Origin of the sequence: Pseudomonas sp. JV241A, from assembly GCF_900275665.1 — a bacterium.
Taxonomy (GTDB): domain Bacteria; phylum Pseudomonadota; class Gammaproteobacteria; order Pseudomonadales; family Pseudomonadaceae; genus Aquipseudomonas; species Aquipseudomonas wadenswilerensis.
In genome coordinates this window covers 60681-77639 of the sequence record NZ_OPYO01000023.1, presented here as the reverse complement: position 1 = coordinate 77639, position 16959 = coordinate 60681, and the positions used below count along the sequence as shown (strand labels likewise).

Below are 16959 nucleotides of genomic sequence, written 5' to 3'. Positions count from 1 at the left end.
CAGGCTTGTAATGAGTCGACGTGCTGCATGGAAGCTGATGGTGGGTGCGGGTATCGGGCTGTGTGTATTGCTCGTTGTGGCCCTGCTCAAGGAGCCCAGGGTGGTGCTCGCGAAGTTGCAGTTCCACGGCGGTGCCCATCCTCGCGATGACGCCAGGCAAGTGCACGAGGTTTACCGCCAGGCCGTCGAGCAGCTGTTGGCCGCCCAGCACATCGATACGCAACGGCTGCAGATCGAACTCGATCCCCAGCAAAGTGACACCCTCGTGCTGCGTGGCCCTGAGCCAGCCCTGAGCGCCGCGCAGCGCCAGGCCTTGGCCAGCCAGCTCGATGCCATCCTGCAGGCGCGCAAGGCGGTGGTCTCCAGCGTGCAATTGCAGCTGGACTACAGCCAGGCCAAGCGACTGAATGCAGCGGGGCGGGAAATCGGCCCGGCCCCTGCCAACGTCGTCGCGATGGGACGCAAGGTAATACCGCTGTGGTTCGACTTTCCCTACGAGACGAGCCTCGATACCCGCATCAGCGACAGCGAGCGGCGCCATGCCTTCGCCGGTAGCAGCACGGTCAAGGCCGAAGTGGGCTGCCAGCTCGACAGTTTCGTGCAGAGCGCCTTGCCGTTCGTCATCACCGGCTTCAAGGCCGACAGCGCGCAACTACAGGGCGGCATGGACATTCTCACCCACGATAAGTTGACCCTGCGCGTGCCTGCCAGCCTGTATTTTGACGACCGTGACCTGCGCGAGCGCCTCGAGACGGGTGGGCTCAAGGTCAGCGTGGGAAGCGAGATGTCCTATGGCAAGTTTCGCTCGACCTGGCTGACGATTGAGTTCGGATCGCTTGGCGAGCACCCCTACCAACCCTTCGACATGGCCGACGCCGGGCGCCAGGGCCTGCGCGAGATGTGTGGCAACTACGCGTATCAGGCCGGGCGGCCGTTTTCGTTCTTCTACGGGGTAGGGCTGGACCGGCTGCAAAAGGTCGATATTGCGCCGCAGGGCTGAAGCTGAGCAGGAGCGCCGGTGTCGTGCCCGGCGTGATAGCATGCCGCCGCGTTTCAAGGCGCGTCATCCAACCTTCTCCACTGGCGTCACCGAAAGGACTCAGCAAACCCATGTATTTCACCCTGGAATTCTACAGCGCCCTCACTTCGCAGTTCTGGACGCCGGTCCTCGCCGGCGTACTCACCTGGATTCTCCTCTGGTTCCGCAGCCAGTCCTACGACGGCACCGGCGCCTGGACCCTGGGCTTGATCGTGGTGCTGTGCGCGGTGGCGTTCTTCCCCAATGGCTACCACGCTGTGTTCAACACCGGCCCGACCTTCTACACCCATGACCGTATCTACGCGCCTGACTACTCGGCAAAGTTCACCGCCGATGTGCTGCTGACCATCGCCGGTATGCTGGTGGGCATGCTCGCACGCAAGATCGTTATCAGCTTGCGCTAATCGCGAAACTTCACCACCTGGTTGCACTCGGGGCACTCGATCAGCTTCTGGGTGAAGACCTCGTGGGGCAGTAACCCGCGGTGCATCAACAGTCCTTCTCCCGGCTTGTACAGATGGTGCATGGATTTGTTGCATTCCGGGCAGCGCACAAACAGCGCGGTGAAGAAGAACAGGCAAAGGCCGGCGATGGCAAAGACTACGTAGGCTTCGAAGTACCGCGTTGCATCACGGTCGAACAGCACCCAGATCATGTAGAGGCCGCCGGTCCAGATCGTAATGTTGAGATCGACCTGCATGAGGATGGCGAGAAAACGGTGCTTGAGGGGTTTCAACAGGATCATCCATTGATCGTTCAAAGGCGCAATTGCGCAGGGGGATGCTAGCGCTACGGCGGCTATTCTACTCAAACGGGCGGCGCCAACCACTACCCCAACGACGCCACGCTGTTGAGCAAGGTCTTGACCAGTTGCGCCTGGCGCGTGGCGCCGGTCTTGGCGAAGACACCGCGCAGGTGGGCGCGCACGGTATTGCGCGATACCCCGAGTGCTTCGGCCGTCTCATCAAGGGTCTGGCCATCCATCACCAGCATGGCCACCTCGGTTTCCGTGCGGGTCAACTGGAACAGGCTGCGCAGCAGGTTGCGCGAGGCCTGTGGCGAGTCCGCCGGGTCGCGGATGAACACCGCCACGGCCGGGCGTCGGGTGCCGTTCTGGGCCTGGTAGCTCATGGCAATCGGGCGCAGCAACAGGTTCAGCGGCATCTCGCCGCTGGGCCGTGCCAGGGTCAGCACCTGCAGGTCGTCGAGGCCGCGCTGGCGCTGTTTCAACACCGCCTGGATGGCATGCTGCAGCGCGCGGTTCTCATGGCTGGCAAAGGCACACAGCTTGTCGTGCCTGCACTCCAGGCCGTCGCGACTGTCAAACAGGCGCTGGGCGGCGCGGTTGCAGCGCATCATCCGGCCATTCTCGTCGAGGATGGCCGTGCCGACCATCAGGCGGTCGATGGTGGCCGCATAGAGCTGGCGCTCGGCATCCAGTTGATCCACTGCCGAGTGCAGGTCTACAGCCTGTTGCAGGTGCGGCAACAACAGGCGGATCAAGTTGATCTGCGCTTGATTGAAATCCTCGCTGGCGTGGTCGCGGCAGGCGAACAGGGCGCAGTGCATGCCGGCGGCGGTGCGCATGTTGGCCACCAGTACATGGCGCAGGTCCAGCGGCCGCAGGTAGTTGCGGTAAAACTCATGGCCCAGCCAGGCCTCGGTGCCCAGCACCTGGTCGGCACTGGCGACCTGGTCCACGGGCCAGTCGATGAACGGGCAGATCGAATAGTAATGCTCGCTGTAGGAGGGCTCGCCAGGCAACAGCGGGCCATGTACCGAGGCATTGACGATCAGCCCGGGGCGCTGGTGGTCGGGATTGCGCAGCACTAGGGTGAAGAAGCTGGCGGCGAAGCGTTGGCGCAGGACGTCCAGCAAACTGGCCCAGGGCGTCGACTCCAGCGGGCCGTGATAGACCAGCCCGAGCAGGTTGCTGAGCTCGGCAGGGGCAATGTCGAGGCTGGCGTGCAGGTCCGGGCAGGTAGGAAAGGGCAGGGTCATGCGCGCCTCTTTGGCTGCGTGTTGGTATGGCTCGAGTATCGACCTGGGTCAGGGAGACAAAATCGTCCGTTTGGCTTAGATGGCCGGGCGCTGATGAGCGCAGCGCACGCACCAGGGTGCAACGCTGCGCCCGGTCGCCGTTACAACGCCAGCAGGGCCTCGACGATGCGTTCGGCAGCGGCCTCGGCAGTCTCGTGCTGGGTATCGATATGGATATCCGGTGCCACCGGTGGCTCGTAGGGCGAATCGATGCCGGTGAAGTTCTTCAGCTCACCACGCCGGGCTTTCAGGTACAGGCCCTTGGGGTCGCGCTGCTCGGCCAGGGCCAGCGGCGCATCGATGAAGATCTCGAGGAAATTGCCATCGCCCGCCAGGCCCCGGGCCATGTCGCGTTCGGCACGGAACGGCGAGATGAACGACACCAGGGTTATCAGGCCAGCATCGAGCATCAGCCTGGCCACCTCCGACACCCGGCGGATGTTCTCCACCCGGTCGGCTTCGGTGAAGCCCAGGTCGCGGTTCAGGCCGTGGCGCACGTTGTCGCCATCGAGCAGGTAGGTGTGTCGGCCCAGGGCATGCAGCTTGCGCTCGACCAGGTTGGCGATGGTCGACTTGCCCGCGCCGGACAACCCGGTAAACCACAGCATTCGTGGCGCCTGGCCCTTGAGCGCGGCATGGGCCTCGCGGTTGACGTCGATGGCCTGCCAGTGCACGTTTTGCGCCCGGCGCAAGGCAAAGTGCAGCATGCCGGCGCCGACCGTGCGGTTGCTCAGGCGATCAATGACGATGAAGCCGCCAGTGTCGCGGTTGTCGGCATAGGCATCAAAGGCGATCGGCCGGTCCAGGTGCAGATTGCACACGCCGATGCCGTTCAGCTCCAGGGTCTTGGCCGCCAGGTGCTCGAGGCTGTTCACATCGACCCGGTGCTTGAGGTTGGCGCAGCTCATGCCGACGGTGCGGCAACCGATCTTCATCAGGTACGGGCGGCCCGGCAGCAGCGCTTCTTCGTCCATCCATACCAGGGTCGCCTCGAACTGGTCGGCGACGGCCGGCGGGGCGTCGGCCAGGGCGATCAGGTCACCGCGGCTGATATCGATTTCGTCCTTCAGGGTCAGGGTCACGGCCTGGCCGCACAGGGCTTGCTGCTGTTCTCCGGCACTGCCAAGGATGCAGGTGATCTCGCTCTGCTGGCCTGAAGGCAGCACGCGGATGCGCTCGCCGACGCGCACGCTGCCGGCCGCAACGTTGCCGCAATAGCCGCGAAAATCCAGGTTCGGGCGGTTCACCCATTGCACCGGCAAGCGGAACGGCGCCTGGCTCTGCCGGGCTTGCTCCAGCGGCACGTCTTCCAGGTGCGCAAGCAGGCTCGGGCCCTGGTACCAGGGGGTGTTGGGGCTGGTTTCGAGCATGTTGTCGCCGCGCAGTGCCGAGAGCGGGATGCACTGGATATCCTGCAGGCCGATCTGTGCAGCGAAGGCGCGATACTCGGCTTCAATGCGCTCGAACACCGCCTGCGAATAGCTCACCAGATCGAGCTTGTTGATCGCCACCACCACTTTGCGGATGCCCAGCAGCGACACCAGGTAGCTGTGCCGGCGGGTCTGGGTCAACAGGCCCTGGCGGGCATCGATGAGGATCACTGCGAGGTCGGCGGTGGACGCACCGGTGACCATGTTGCGGGTGTATTGCTCATGGCCGGGGGTGTCGGCAACGATGAACTTGCGCTTTTCGGTGGCAAAAAAACGGTAAGCCACATCGATGGTGATGCCTTGCTCGCGCTCGGCGCTCAAGCCGTCGACCAGCAGGGCGAAATCCAGCTCCTCGCCCTGGGTGCCGAGTTTTTTCGAGTCAGCTTCAAGCTGGCCCAACTGGTCTTCGAACAGCACCTTGGACTCATACAGCAAGCGGCCGATCAGGGTGCTCTTGCCGTCGTCGACACTGCCGCAGGTGATGAAGCGCAGCAGCTGTTTGTTCTGCTGCTGTTGCAGGTAGGGCGTCAGGTCGCCATTGCGTGCATCGGTGATCGCGTTCATCAGAAATACCCCTCTTGCTTCTTCTTCTCCATGGAGCCGGCCGAATCGCTGTCGATCAGGCGGCCCTGGCGTTCCGAGGTGCGGCTGACCAGCATTTCGCTGATGATCGCCGGCAGGTTATCGGCGTCGCTGTCGATGGCGCCGGTCAACGGGTAGCAACCCAGGGTGCGGAAACGCACCTTGCGCAGTTCCGGGGTTTCTCCAGGCCGCAGTGGCAGGCGCTCGTCATCGACCATGATCAGCGTGCCGTCGCGGCGTACCACCGGACGTTCCTTGGCGAAGTACAGCGGCACGATGGGGATCTGTTCGAGGTAGATGTACTGCCAGATATCCAGCTCGGTCCAGTTCGACAGCGGGAACACGCGCAGGCTTTCGCCCTTGCGTTTGCGTGTGTTGTACAGGCGCCAGAGCTCCGGGCGCTGCTGTTTGGGGTCCCAGCGGTGCTGCTCGGAGCGCAGCGAAAACACCCGCTCCTTGGCCCGCGACTTTTCTTCGTCGCGCCGGGCGCCGCCGAACGCTGCGTCGAAACCGTAGTGGTCCAGGGCCTGCTTCAGGCCCTGGGTCTTCCACACGTCGGTGTGCAGGGCCGAACCGTGGGTGAAGGGGTCGATGGCCTTTTCCAGACCTTCGGGGTTGATATGCACCAGCAGGTCCAGGCCCAGACGTTCAGCGGTCTTGTCGCGAAATTCGATCATCTCGCGAAACTTCCAGGTGGTGTCCACGTGCAGCAGGGGGAAGGGCGGCTTGCCCGGCGCGAAGGCTTTCATCGCCAGGTGCAGCATCACGGCGCTGTCCTTGCCGATCGAATACAGCATCACCGGGTTTTCACACTCGGCCACCACTTCGCGGATGATCTGGATGCTTTCCGCTTCCAGCCATTGCAGATGAGTCAACATCGGATACCTCCTCGAGTTCTGCCGGGATTGGCACCGGCTGAACGTCACGGTAGGTAATGGGGGGCGGTGGCTTCTTCGTCTGCTTGGACGAAGAATGCTGGACTGGCCTCATCGCGGGTCAAGCCCGCTCCCACAGGTTTGGTGCTGTTCTGAGCATTGATGCAGTACCTGTGGGAACGGGCTAGCCCCGCAATCCAGACGACACGGACAAGGTCAAGGCGCCGACCCGAACAACCGCTCGGCATGGGCCTTGAGTGCCACGGCCACGGCGTCGAAGCCCTGTTTCACCCAGGGGCCGTGGTCGGCCATGACCTGGTCGGCGGTCGGGCCGAGGAACTGGTCGGTGGTGTGGTAGCGGCAACTCGCTGGCCCACTGCGTTCGATCAACTGCTCGCGCCGCGCCGCATCAGGGTTGTCGGCACTGGCGTGCATCTCCCAGGCCAGCAAGCGATGCGGCTCGAAGTCGGCCAGGCGTTCGACCACCTTCAGCAACTCACCAGGCCGGCGTGGGTCGGGCAGGAACAGGTTGACCGGCTCGCCGAGCACCAGGCTCGACTCGACCTTGACCGTGTAGGGGTTCCACTGCGGGTAGGCGGGCAGGTCGATGAGGATCGCCCAGACCAGTTCGGCCGGGGCATCGATGTCCACGGTCAGCGAACGGACCAGGTTTTTTTCTGCACTCATGGGTGGCTCCTGTGAGGGTGACTGCGCGCCACAAGGGGGCGCCAGTGAGCCGGGGCTCAGGCGCGATCCTCACCGCTTGTGCCCGGCGGCTCCTCGTCCAGGCGGACTAGATCGGCGGTTTAGTCCGCACGGACGAAGCCGCGCTGCCGGGCTCCTCCCTAAGGTCGGGTACAACGGCGGACCCTCCGCCGGCAGAGGAGACTGACATGGCTACAGACACACCCCAACAGGCGGTCATCAGCGGTGAGAGCTGGACCCGTTTTTGCGAGCAGTTGCGCCGCAGCGGCGAACAGATCCTGCGCGCCGAGGCTCCGGCCGACGAGCAAACCCGCGCCGAAGGTTTTCGCTACCTGACCCGCTTGCTGCGCATCGCCCTGGAGATGCACCTGGAGTTCGCCGATCCAGATTTTCCCGGGTTCATCACCCCCTCCCATGAAACCGCCAAAATCGGTGCCGATAACCCCGACAACCTGTACCGCTATGCACGCCTGAACGGTGAGCACGAGTACCGTGTCAGCGGCCAGCGCGGCAGCGTCGCCTACCTGAGCTTTGGCTCGCAAAAGGGTGGTTACGAAACCGACGGCAAGATGATCCAGACCGGCTTTATCGACGCCGGGCAATTGCAGCTGGATGCCGAGGGCAACTTCGAGATCATCCTCAGCCAGCACCCGCCGGCCAGCGGTAACTGGCTGCCCCTTGAGCCGCAGAGCAATGCCTTGATCGTGCGCCAGACCTTCCTCGATCGCAGCAGTGAGCAGCCGGCGCAACTGCACATCGAGCGCCTGAATGGCGGCCAGGCACCCGCGCCGCTGGACGCCGCACGCCTGCAGCAAAGCCTGCAGCGAGTCGGTGGTTTCGTCGAGAACACCGCACGGCTGTTCGCCGACTGGGCCCAGGGTTACCAGCAGCACAGCAACCAGTTGCCGGCCGCCGACCAGGCGTTGTGCCAGGCAGTGGGCGGTGATCCGAACATCTTCTACTACCACTCGTACTGGGCACTGGCCGACGACGAAGCGCTGCTGATCGAGGTCGACCAGATGCCGGCCTGCGACTTCTGGAACCTGCAGATCAACAACTACTGGATGGAGTCGCTCGACTACCGCTACCACCGCATCTGCCTGAACAAGCATGCGGCGCAGCTTGCGGCGAACGGCAGCCTGCGCATGGTCCTCAGCCACCGCGACCCGGGCCTGGCCAACTGGCTGGAAACCGCCGGCCACCCCCACGGCACCCTGTGCCTGCGCTGGGTTGGCGCCAAACAACCGGTTCAGCCGACCACCCGCGTGGTCAAACTCAATGACCTCAAGGAGCTGGCAGTATGAGCGGCAACGATTTTTCCCTGGACCTGCTGCTGGCCGAGGCCAGTGCTCGCGCAGGCGGTCTTGACGATTTCGGCCCGGGCGATTTTCGCCAGGGCCTTGAAGTACTGGGGCAGGCCCTGGAGCAGGAAGCGCGATTATCGCCACAAGGGCGCCTGCTGCTGCGCGAGAAGCTATTGGCGCAATTGGTCAATCGCCTGGTGATCGAAGACCACTGTCGGCGCCTCCCTGAGATTCTCGAGATTGAGATCAACGACCCGCTGGTGATCGTCGGCCTGCCGCGTACTGGTACCACGCTGCTGCAACGCACCCTGGCGGTGGACTCGCAGTTCAGCAAGGCGCAGTGGTGGGAAACCCGCTACCCGGCGCCCCTGAGCGGGGAAACCCTGGAACAGCCGCTGCAGCGCATCGGCCGGGCGCGTGCCGAAGTAGCGGCGATGGTCGAGTTCCTCCCGCAGTTGCTGGCCATTCACCCACTGGACGCCGAGCAGCCCGACGAGGAGTTCATGCTGATGGAGCACTCGTTCCTCTGCGCCATGGACTCCTACGTCAACGTCCCCAGCTATACCGCCTGGCTCGATCGCCAGGACCAGACCCAGGTCTACCGTTACCTCAAGCGCACCTTGCAGTTCCTGCAGTGGCAGCAGGCACGCCGTGGCATTGCCCCGGGCCGGCGCTGGCTGCTCAAGAGCCCGCAGCACTTGCATACCCTGGAGCTGTTGTTCGAGGTGTTCCCCGGGGCGCAGGTGGTGCTTACCCATCGCGAACCGGGCAAAACCATCCCCTCGCTGGCCAGCTTCATCCATACCCTGTGGCAGCTGTACAGCGCCCAGGCCGATGCCCAAGCCGTTGGCGAGCAGTGGAACCGGCGCATGGCACGGGCACTGCGCCATGCCATGGCGGTACGCGACAGCCTGCCGGCCGGGCGCTTTCTCGATGTGCGGTTCGAAGACACCCTGGCCGCACCGCTGGCGGTGGTCGAGCGCATCTACCGCTTCGCCGGCCTGGAATGCACCGCGCCGGTCAACGCGGCCATGGACCAATGGCTGGCCGCCAACGGCCGGGAAAAACGCGCCACCCATCACTACAGCCCTGAGCAGTTCGGCCTCAGCGACGCGCTGCTGCAACGTGACTACGCCGAGTACCGCGCCCGGCATATCCACGCCTGAGCCAATCCCATAACAATAAAAGGAGTCATCCCATGCTACTCAAAGACAAAGTCGTGATGGTTTCGGGCGTCGGCCCCGGGCTGGGTATCAAGCTGGCCCTGGAGGCCGCGCGCGAAGGGGCGCGGGCCGTGGCCATCGGCGCCCGCGACCAGGGCCGGCTGCTGGAGGCACAACAGCGCATCAAGGCCGTTGCCGAACACTGCGAAGTGTTGTGCGTGGCCACCGACATCACCGATGTGCAGGCCTGCCAGCGTTTCGCCGAAGCTACCCTCAAGCAGTTCGGCCGTATCGATGCGCTGATCAACAGCGCCTTCTCCCATGGTGGTTTCCAGGCCGTGGACGAGGCGGACAACGACCCGCTGCGCGAGGCGCTGGAGGTCAACCTGCTGGGTTCGCTGAACATGAGCCGCGCGGTGCTGGCGCCCATGCGCGAACAGGGCGCGGGGGCGATCGTCATGATCAACACCCTGGGGGTGCGCAAACCGTATCAGGGCGGCGCCGCCTATGCCGCGTCGAAAAGCGCCCTGGCCGCCAGCGTGCGTTATCTCGCCAGCGAACAGGCGGCCCACGGCTTGCGGGTCAATGCCCTGGCCTGTGGCTGGATGTGGGGCGAGCCGGTGCAGGCCCTGGTGCGCCAGAGCGCGGTGGCCCGCGGTGTCAGCGAAGCGCAAGTGCGCGCCGAGTTCAGTGCCGGCATCCCTGGCGGGCGCATGCGCAGCGACGAGGAGTGCGCCCGCGCCGCAGTGTTTCTGGCATCGGACTACGCCAGTGCAATCAATGGCGCGCAGCTCGATGCCAACGGTGGCGAAGTGATGTACTGAGGAGGGCTGCAGATGAACACCATCGATCACTGCGCCTTCAATGGCGATGCCGACGGGCTCTGCGCCTTGCAGCAACTGCGTCTGGCTGGCGAACTGGCGCCAACGGTGCACCTGGTCAGCGGGGTCAAGCGCGACATCGAGCTGTTACGCCGGGTCCAGGCCGGGCCCGGCGAGCGGGTCACGGTGCTGGACGTGGCCCACGAACAGAACCGTGAGGCCACCCGGCGCCTGCTCGATGCCGGCGCCCGGGTGCGCTACTTCGACCACCACTTTGCCGGCGAACTGCCGCGCCACCCGGCGTTCGAGTCGTTCATCGACACCGCCGCCGAGGTGTGTACCAGCCTGCTGGTCAACCGTTATCTGGGCGGGCGCCATCACCGCTGGGCGGTGGCGGCTGCCTTCGGTGACGGTATGACCGGCCCGGCGCTGGCGCTGGCGGCGCAACATGGCCTGGACGAAGAGGATGTGCGCGCTCTGGAGGAACTGGGCCTGTTGCTCAACTACAACGCCTATGGCGACAGCCTGGCCGACCTGCACTTCGAGCCGTTGGCGCTGGCCGCCGAGCTGTTGCCGTATCGCGATCCGCTGGACTTCATCCGCCACAGCACCAGCTTTACCACCCTGCGCAGCGGCCATGCCGCCGACATGGCCGCCGCCACAGGCCTTGAGCCGTGGCAGGCGGGCCAGGGCGTGCTGATCTACCGCTTGCCTGCGCAACCCTGGGCGCGTCGGGTCAGTGGCGTGCTGGCCAACCAGCTGGCAGCAGGGGCGCCAGGCAAGGCGATCGGCTTGCTCAGCGCCAGGGCCGAGGGTGGCTGGGGGTTCAGTTTGCGGGTGCCGGAAGATGCCGGGCTGGCGGCAGATGCCTTCTGCCGCCAGTTCCCCTCCGGCGGCGGGCGCAAGCGTGCTGCCGGGATCAATCGCCTGACTGACGCGCAGTTGCAGGAAGTCGCTGAACGTTTGCTGGATTGCTATCGCTGAGAAAGACCAACGCCCCGACCGGATCGGGCGGGGCGTTGGGTTTTGCTGCGTGGGGGGTTAGCGGGTACCGAGCTTGCGCAGGTTGCCGGGAGTGAACTCGTCGGCGGCAAAGTTGCTGGCGTTGAGCTTGGCCGGTTTCTGCTCGTCAAGCAGGCGGTCGACCAGGTAGGAGCCGGCGATCAGGTCATGGTAGATCCCCAGGCGGGCATGGAAACGCTGGATCTCATAGGCGTACACCGAGGTCTGCATGTTGGTGCGCCACAGTTGCCCGCGGGCGTCGAAGTTGTCGGCCAGGGTCGCGGCCCAGCTGTCTTCATCGATGTAGATCAGGCGCTTGGCATAGATGTGCCGGGCAGATGGCTTGAGCGTCGCCTGCAGCACCCACACCCGGTGTTTTTCATAGCGCATCAGCTCCGGGTTGATATGGCCGCTGGTGGAGAGGATCTGCGCGGTATTCACCTCGGGGCTGTCGATCTTGTAGTTGTTGTAGGGGATGTAGATCTCTTTCTTGCCGACGATGCTCCAGTCGTAGCGGTCGGTGGCACCGTTGAACAGGCGGTCTTCATCGTAGACGCGAAAGCCGCCGGCGCCGGTTGGCGAATCGTAGCCGACGGTTGGCGCGCGGCGTACCCGGCGCTGGCCCGGGGTGTACTGCCAGGCCTGGCGCGGCTGGGCGGCGGCGTTGATGAACTCGTGGCCGACGATGATTTCGCCTTTCTTGCGCACCGGCTCAAGCGTAGTGAGCAGGAAGTCGGTGAACACGCCATTGACGCTTTCCACGCTCTGCTTGGGGTCGGACCACAGCGAGTAGATCTTGTAGTTGACCTTTTCCAGGGCCTTGTTGTTGTCGGCATAGACCACCACCTGCTGGTAGTTGGCCTCTTCGGTAGTCGCCCGCGCCTGCATGTTGTGGTTGAGGATCAGCTCGTTGCCGTTTTTCGGGATCGGGAACGGCGAGGCGCCAAAGGCGTTGATTGCATCGTTGCCGTCGGCGCTGAGCGTGGCGTTGAGCGCGTTGCGCTTGAGGGCATCCTCGCTGGCCTGGTCGACCCTGAAGTCCCGATGGCTGGGGTAGACCGGAATCTTGAACGAGCTCGGGTAGCGCTTGAACAGTGCCTTCTGGCCGTCAGTGAGGTTGGCGGCGTACTGCTCGACGTTCTGCGCGGTAATGGTGAACAGCGGTTTTTCGTCGGCGTAAGGGTCAGGGTAGGGCGTGCCGGGGCCGGCGAACTTGAGCTGTGGTGGCAGGCCGCGCCATTTTCCGGTCCAGGCCGGAATGCTGCCATCGGCGTTGCCGGCGCGTTCGGCGCCGACCGGGGTCAGGTCCTTGCCCAGGCGCGCGGCATCGTCGTTGCTGACATTGGCGTGGGCCAGGCTTGCGCCGAGCAGGGCGGCCGCGAGGGTGGTGCGCAACCAGGGATGCGTGAGAGTAGACATGCGGTGCTCCTCCATCAGGGGCTTCAGAAGCGGTACTTGAAGTTGAGGGCGACGTTGTCGCGGTCGGCCAGGGGCGAATTGTTGGCATTGCCCAGGTAGGCGTTGTAGAGCGCTTCGACGGTGAAGTTGCCGAGGTAGCGCCAGGTGGTGCCGATGCTCGCGCGCTCATCGCCTTGCCCGGCATTGATCGAGCCAGTCAGGGCGCTGTCGTGCTGGGCGGCGCTGCTGTAGGTGACCGGTACCGACATGTCCCAGCCGCTGAACACGTCGTTGTAGTCGAAGGTCGCCTGTACCGTGTAGCCCCAGGCGTCGCGGTCCAGGACCAGGCTGTCGGTGCCGGGCAGGGTCAGGCCGGGGGCCAGGGTCACCGGGGTCGAGGCGTCGTTGTCGAGCACGGTGTTGTAGACCAGCTCGCCGACCAGGGTGGTGTTGTCGGCAAAGGCGGTCGGGCCGACCACGTGGATCATCGACACCTGGGCCTGCAGGGTCTGCGCCCGCACGGGGCTGGAGAAACCGTTGTCGACCATCACCGGCGCGCCGTCGCGGTAGCTGACTTCACCGGCGATGCTGGTGTCGCCGAGCACGGTGCCGAAGCTGGCGCCGTACTGGTCGATGTTGTCGAAGTAGCGCACGCGGTAATGGCCCAGGTCGGTCTGGAAATCCAGCGACGGGTTCTTGTCGTGGTAGCGCGAGTAGTAGAGGCCGAACTCGGTGTTGTTCAGCGACTCGGCGGTGTAGCGCAGGGCCACGCCGTACTGGCCGCTGTCACTGGGTTCGTCGTCCTTGAGGCGGGTGACGAAGCCTGAGGCATCGCTGAAGCCGCCGCGGTCGATCAGGTCGGTGCTGGAAAAATAGCTGCCAACCCCGAACAAGTCGGTCTTCTCCCATTTGTACTGGTAGTAGGCCTGCAGCTCCAGGGCGTCGGTCAGGCTGAACTGGCCGAACACCTGGCCCACCGGCAGCAGCACTTCCTTGACCTCGACCCCGGGGGTGGTGGCCTTGGTCGCATCGACCGGGCTCTGGGCGGCGGAGATGCCCGGGTAGAACAGACTTTCACCCCAGCTCACCACCTGATCGCCGACTCGCAGATTGAGGTTGTGGCCGCCGACGTCCCAGCTGCCATAGGCATAGGCGTCGAGCAGGCGCAGGTCGTCGCGGTGCTGGTCGATGGTGTCCTGGGAGAAGCGGTCGGCGCGCCGGCAGTTGCCGCTGGCCAGGCAGTTGGAGGCACCGGTGCCGTTGTCGTTGCCCTGGTCGTAGACGTTGTCGTAGAAGCCGGCAGCGCGCATGAACAGGCCGAAGTCGTTCTGCCACTTGAGGTTGGCTTCGGTGAGAAAGCCGACGCGGTTGGTGATCAGGCTGCCCCTGTCGAAAGCGTTGTCGCCATCGTTGCCGTCGGCGTTGGCCACCAGCTTGTGGTCGCGGCCCTCGGTACGCCAGGCCAGGCTGTAGGTCAGGGTGGTGTCCCAGTCGATGCTCAGGTCATCGTTGGCCTGGAAGGTCAGGGCGCTGGCCGGGCTGCCCAGGCCGCCAGCCAGCATCAACATCCCCAGGCGCACGCAGGTGTTCAGTGAAGGTGGGGCGATTGTTGTTTTTATCATGTCGTCCTCATGCCGCGGTCAGACCTGCCCGACCGCCGTATTCAAGGTGGGAGGTGAAGCTGGGGCGACTATGGAATCCCCTTGGCGGCGCAACATCGTCCAAGCGGACTAAGCGAAACCGCCGAGTGAGCAGGGCGTTGGCGCTAGTCCCATCGGACGATGTTGGCCGGTGCCGGGCACCGAACAATCAGCGGGCCAATGCCCCCGGCCGACAGCCGGCGCGGCCTGTTGTCTGTTGCCCTGGAAAAGGTGAACACATGAACGAAGCCGGGATCGAGTGGGACCAATGTTGCGACGTGCTGGTGATCGGTTCGGGGGCCGGCGGCATGACCGCCGCCCTGCGCGCCCACGACCTGGGGCTCAAGGCCCTGCTGATCGAGAAAAGTAGCGAATACGGCGGTACCTCGGCGGTATCCGGCGGCGGTATCTGGATCCCGAACAACCCGCGCATCAGCGCCCTGGGCGGGCAGGACTCGGCCGAAGAAGCCATCGCCTACCTCAGGGCCGTCACCCATGGCGAGATCGACGACGGGCGCATCGAGACCTATGTCGAGCAGGGCCGGCGGATGCTCGAATACCTCGAACAACACTCGCGGGTGCGCTTCGAGGCGCAACCGCAATATGCCGACTACTACCCCGAAGTGCCGGGCGGCAAGCCCGGCTATCGCTCGATGGACCCCTTGCCGTTCGACGCGGTGCAGCTGGGCGACGAATTCCTCAAGATGCGTGCGCCGTCACCGGGCACGCTGATGATGGGCCGGATGGCCATGACCATGAAAGAAGCCCAGGTACTGCTGTGTCGCGGCAAGGGCTGGCTGCGCCTGACCCTGCGGGTGATGTGGCGCTACTGGCGTGACCGCAAGGGCCGCAAGCTGTCGCGCCGGGATCGCTTCCTGACCCTGGGCAATGCCCTGGTCGGGGCCTTGCGCTGCTCGATGCTCGACCGAGAGGTACCGCTGTGGCTCGACTGTGCGCTGGAGCAGCTGCTGATTGTCGACGGGCGGATCGGCGGCGCCCAGGTCCGCCGCGACGGCAAACTGGTGAGGATCAAGGCGCGTCACGGGGTGATCATTGCCGCCGGGGGCTTCGAGCGTAACCAGGCGATGCGTGACCAGTACCACCCGCAGCCCTCGCAAGCCAGCTGGAGCGCGACGCCGCCGAACAACACTGGCGACGGCATTCGTGCAGGCCAGGCAGTGGGTGCGCGTACCGCGCTGATGGAACACAGCTGGTGGGCGCCGACCACCCATGTGCAGGGCGAAGAGAAGCAGCGCGCACTGTTCGTCGAACGTACCTTGCCGGGGTGCGTCCTGGTTAACGCGGCTGGCGAACGCTTCGTCAACGAGGCTGCGCCCTACACCGACATCGTCTACGCCATGTATGCCAACAACCGTGAAGGCGCCAGCAGCGTGCCGTGCTGGATGGTCTTTGACGCCAGTTTTCGCCGCAAATACCCCTGTGGTGCGCTGTTGCCGGGCTATGCCCAGCGCGACTGGCAGTTGCCCCGGCACCTGCGCGATTACTTTCACAAGGCCAGCAGCCTCGAAGCACTGGCGAGCAGCATCGGTGTCGACCCTGCCGGCCTGGCGCGTACCGTGCAGCGCTTCAATGCCATGGCCAGCCTGGGTCGCGACGAGGATTTCGCCAAGGGCGAATCCTTGTTCGACCGCTATTACGGCGACCCTGGCGTGCAGCCCAACCCGTGCCTGGCGCCGTTGCTGCAGGCGCCGTTCTATGCGGTGCGGGTCGACGCCGGTGACATCGGCACCAAGGGCGGCTTGCTGACCGATGTGCATGCGCGGGTATTGCACGAGGACGGCCAACCGATCCTCGGCCTGTATGCCATCGGCAACAGCGCTGCATCGATGATGGGCCGCACCTATCCGGGGGCGGGTTCGACCCTCGGCCCGGCCATGACTTTCGGCTACCTGGCCGCCAATCACATTGGCGCGCTTGCCAGTAACCCCCAGGCCCAGGTGGCACTGGTTTCTTGAGGATGCACCCCATGAATACACAACACAGGCAGGTTGCCGTGGTTACCGGCGCCAGTCGCGGTGTCGGCCAAGGCATCGCTCTGGCCCTCGGCGCGGCCGGCATGACCGTTTATATTACCGGCCGCGCTCGTGGGCAGGGCGGTTCACGTTTGTATGGCCACGCCCTGGACGGTGACCTGCAGGCCACCGCCCAGGCCATCAGCGCCGTGGGCGGGCAGGGCATCGCGGTGACCTGCGATCATGGCGACGATGCCCAGGTGCAGGCGCTGTTCGCCCAGGTTGAACGCGAATGCGGGCACCTGGATCTGTTGGTCAACAACGCGGCCTTCATCCATGACCAGTTGATCGAGCCGGGGCCGTTCTGGGCCAAGCCGCTGGAGCTGGTGCGCATCCTCGATGTCGGCCTGCGTTCGGCCTATGTCGCCAGCTACCATGCTGCGCCGTTGTTGCTGCGCAGCCGTCAGGGGCTGGTGTGTTTCACTTCCTCGTTCGGCGCTGGCTGCTACATGCACGGGCCGGCCTATGGCGCGCAGAAGGCCGGCTGCGACAAGCTGGCCGCCGACATGGCCATCGATTTTGAAGGCCAGGGCGTGGCGGCCTTGTCGCTGTGGCTCGGCCCGCAATTGACCGAACGCACGCGGGTTGCCGGCGAACAACATGGTGAGCAGTACAAGGCGTTCCTCGCCGATGCCGAGACCCCGCAGTTCAATGGGCGAGTGATTCATGCGCTGCTCAACGATCCGCAGTTGATGAGCTATTCCGGGCAAACCCTGATCACTGCCGAGATAGCCGGGGGTTATGGCATCAGCGAAGCGGGCGGGCGCCAGCCGCCTTCGCATCGTGGCTTGCTGGGGGACCCGCGCCAGCAGCATCCGGCGCGGGTGATCTGAGCGGCGGATTGCGACCCCTGCGGGCTCGATCGCCGGCAACGCCGGCTCCCACAATGGATATGCATGCACCGGCCCCTGTGGGAGCCGGCCTTGC

The 16959-nt window shown here is 64.8% G+C and carries 15 protein-coding genes; 8 read left to right on the top strand and 7 right to left on the bottom strand.

The window, feature by feature from the left end; translation table 11 throughout:
• The first annotated feature begins 10 nt into the window (after positions 1 to 10).
• Complete coding sequence (locus JV241A_RS14775) at positions 11 to 1000, top strand: hypothetical protein (RefSeq protein WP_134063260.1); 990 nt, start codon at positions 11 to 13, stop codon at positions 998 to 1000.
• A gap of 110 nt (positions 1001 to 1110) precedes the next feature.
• Complete coding sequence (locus tag JV241A_RS14770; RefSeq protein ID WP_134063258.1) at positions 1111 to 1443, top strand: hypothetical protein; 333 nt, start codon at positions 1111 to 1113, stop codon at positions 1441 to 1443.
• Here JV241A_RS14770 and JV241A_RS14765 read toward each other — a convergent pair.
• From JV241A_RS14765 to JV241A_RS14745, 5 genes are all read right to left on the bottom strand, one after another.
• Positions 1440 to 1784: a hypothetical protein gene (locus JV241A_RS14765; protein ID WP_115087687.1), complete on the bottom strand. Its 345-nt coding sequence runs from the start codon at positions 1782 to 1784 to the stop codon at positions 1440 to 1442. The genes JV241A_RS14770 and JV241A_RS14765 overlap by 4 nt on opposite strands.
• 83 nt (positions 1785 to 1867) lie before the next feature.
• On the bottom strand, positions 1868 to 3040 hold the full coding sequence (locus JV241A_RS14760) for a helix-turn-helix transcriptional regulator (protein ID WP_134063256.1): 1173 nt from the start codon (positions 3038 to 3040) through the stop codon (positions 1868 to 1870).
• A gap of 140 nt (positions 3041 to 3180) precedes the next feature.
• The gene (gene cysN / locus JV241A_RS14755) at positions 3181 to 5073 is read right to left on the bottom strand and encodes a sulfate adenylyltransferase subunit CysN (RefSeq protein ID WP_134063254.1); all 1893 of its coding nucleotides are present in this window, start codon (positions 5071 to 5073) and stop codon (positions 3181 to 3183) included.
• Positions 5073 to 6017, bottom strand: a complete 945-nt coding sequence (gene cysD, locus JV241A_RS14750) for a sulfate adenylyltransferase subunit CysD (RefSeq protein WP_275670885.1) — start codon at positions 6015 to 6017, stop codon at positions 5073 to 5075. The genes cysN and cysD overlap by 1 nt, the downstream gene beginning before the upstream one ends.
• 165 nt (positions 6018 to 6182) lie before the next feature.
• Positions 6183 to 6653, bottom strand: a complete 471-nt coding sequence (locus JV241A_RS14745) for an SRPBCC domain-containing protein (RefSeq protein ID WP_115087683.1) — start codon at positions 6651 to 6653, stop codon at positions 6183 to 6185.
• A 206-nt stretch (positions 6654 to 6859) separates the two neighbouring features.
• Between JV241A_RS14745 and JV241A_RS14740 the strand changes: the two genes are divergently transcribed.
• Genes JV241A_RS14740 through JV241A_RS14725 form a run of 4 tightly spaced genes read left to right on the top strand, consistent with a single transcriptional unit; the run spans position 6860 to position 10943 of the window.
• Positions 6860 to 7975 (top strand): DUF1214 domain-containing protein, encoded by a 1116-nt coding sequence (locus JV241A_RS14740; protein ID WP_134063252.1) that lies wholly within the window; start codon positions 6860 to 6862, stop codon positions 7973 to 7975.
• Positions 7972 to 9141, top strand: coding sequence for a sulfotransferase (locus JV241A_RS14735; RefSeq protein WP_134063250.1), 1170 nt, complete (start codon positions 7972 to 7974; stop codon positions 9139 to 9141). The genes JV241A_RS14740 and JV241A_RS14735 overlap by 4 nt, the downstream gene beginning before the upstream one ends.
• Before the next feature lie 32 nt (positions 9142 to 9173).
• Positions 9174 to 9962, top strand: coding sequence for an SDR family oxidoreductase (locus tag JV241A_RS14730; RefSeq protein WP_115087680.1), 789 nt, complete (start codon positions 9174 to 9176; stop codon positions 9960 to 9962).
• A 12-nt stretch (positions 9963 to 9974) separates the two neighbouring features.
• Positions 9975 to 10943 carry a DHH family phosphoesterase gene (locus JV241A_RS14725; RefSeq protein ID WP_115087679.1) on the top strand — a complete coding sequence of 323 codons (969 nt, stop codon included), beginning with the start codon at positions 9975 to 9977 and terminating at the stop codon, positions 10941 to 10943.
• Positions 10944 to 11000: 57 nt separating this feature from the next.
• Here the strand turns inward: JV241A_RS14725 and JV241A_RS14720 are convergent, their stop codons facing one another.
• Positions 11001 to 12380 (bottom strand): DUF1329 domain-containing protein, encoded by a 1380-nt coding sequence (locus JV241A_RS14720; protein ID WP_115087678.1) that lies wholly within the window; start codon positions 12378 to 12380, stop codon positions 11001 to 11003.
• Positions 12381 to 12403: 23 nt separating this feature from the next.
• Entirely contained in the window at positions 12404 to 13981 is a 1578-nt protein-coding gene (locus JV241A_RS14715; protein WP_134063248.1) for a DUF1302 domain-containing protein, read from the bottom strand.
• Positions 13982 to 14238: 257 nt separating this feature from the next.
• On the opposite strand from JV241A_RS14715, the gene JV241A_RS14710 reads away from it, so the two are divergent.
• Together JV241A_RS14710 and JV241A_RS14705 are read left to right on the top strand one after the other, a co-directional pair.
• Positions 14239 to 15975, top strand: a complete 1737-nt coding sequence (locus tag JV241A_RS14710; protein ID WP_115087676.1) for an FAD-dependent oxidoreductase — start codon at positions 14239 to 14241, stop codon at positions 15973 to 15975.
• 11 nt (positions 15976 to 15986) lie between these two features.
• Positions 15987 to 16865: an SDR family NAD(P)-dependent oxidoreductase gene (locus tag JV241A_RS14705; RefSeq protein WP_115087675.1), complete on the top strand. Its 879-nt coding sequence runs from the start codon at positions 15987 to 15989 to the stop codon at positions 16863 to 16865.
• Positions 16866 to 16959 lie beyond the last annotated feature (94 nt).

What these genes read in the sequence shown, in the direction of transcription:
- JV241A_RS14775 (WP_134063260.1), top strand. Translation starts at nt 11, where the DNA reads ATGAGTCGACGTGCTGCATGGAAGCTGATGGTGGGTGCGGGTATCGGG.
- JV241A_RS14735 (WP_134063250.1), top strand. Translation starts at nt 7,972, where the DNA reads ATGAGCGGCAACGATTTTTCCCTGGACCTGCTGCTGGCCGAGGCCAGT.
- JV241A_RS14770 (WP_134063258.1), top strand. Translation starts at nt 1,111, where the DNA reads ATGTATTTCACCCTGGAATTCTACAGCGCCCTCACTTCGCAGTTCTGG.
- JV241A_RS14720 (WP_115087678.1), bottom strand. Translation starts at nt 12,380, where the DNA reads ATGTCTACTCTCACGCATCCCTGGTTGCGCACCACCCTCGCGGCCGCC.
- JV241A_RS14745 (WP_115087683.1), bottom strand. Translation starts at nt 6,653, where the DNA reads ATGAGTGCAGAAAAAAACCTGGTCCGTTCGCTGACCGTGGACATCGAT.
- JV241A_RS14705 (WP_115087675.1), top strand. Translation starts at nt 15,987, where the DNA reads ATGAATACACAACACAGGCAGGTTGCCGTGGTTACCGGCGCCAGTCGC.
- JV241A_RS14710 (WP_115087676.1), top strand. Translation starts at nt 14,239, where the DNA reads ATGAACGAAGCCGGGATCGAGTGGGACCAATGTTGCGACGTGCTGGTG.
- JV241A_RS14715 (WP_134063248.1), bottom strand. Translation starts at nt 13,981, where the DNA reads ATGATAAAAACAACAATCGCCCCACCTTCACTGAACACCTGCGTGCGC.
- JV241A_RS14725 (WP_115087679.1), top strand. Translation starts at nt 9,975, where the DNA reads ATGAACACCATCGATCACTGCGCCTTCAATGGCGATGCCGACGGGCTC.
- JV241A_RS14760 (WP_134063256.1), bottom strand. Translation starts at nt 3,040, where the DNA reads ATGACCCTGCCCTTTCCTACCTGCCCGGACCTGCACGCCAGCCTCGAC.
- cysN (WP_134063254.1), bottom strand. Translation starts at nt 5,073, where the DNA reads ATGAACGCGATCACCGATGCACGCAATGGCGACCTGACGCCCTACCTG.
- JV241A_RS14765 (WP_115087687.1), bottom strand. Translation starts at nt 1,784, where the DNA reads ATGATCCTGTTGAAACCCCTCAAGCACCGTTTTCTCGCCATCCTCATG.
- JV241A_RS14740 (WP_134063252.1), top strand. Translation starts at nt 6,860, where the DNA reads ATGGCTACAGACACACCCCAACAGGCGGTCATCAGCGGTGAGAGCTGG.
- JV241A_RS14730 (WP_115087680.1), top strand. Translation starts at nt 9,174, where the DNA reads ATGCTACTCAAAGACAAAGTCGTGATGGTTTCGGGCGTCGGCCCCGGG.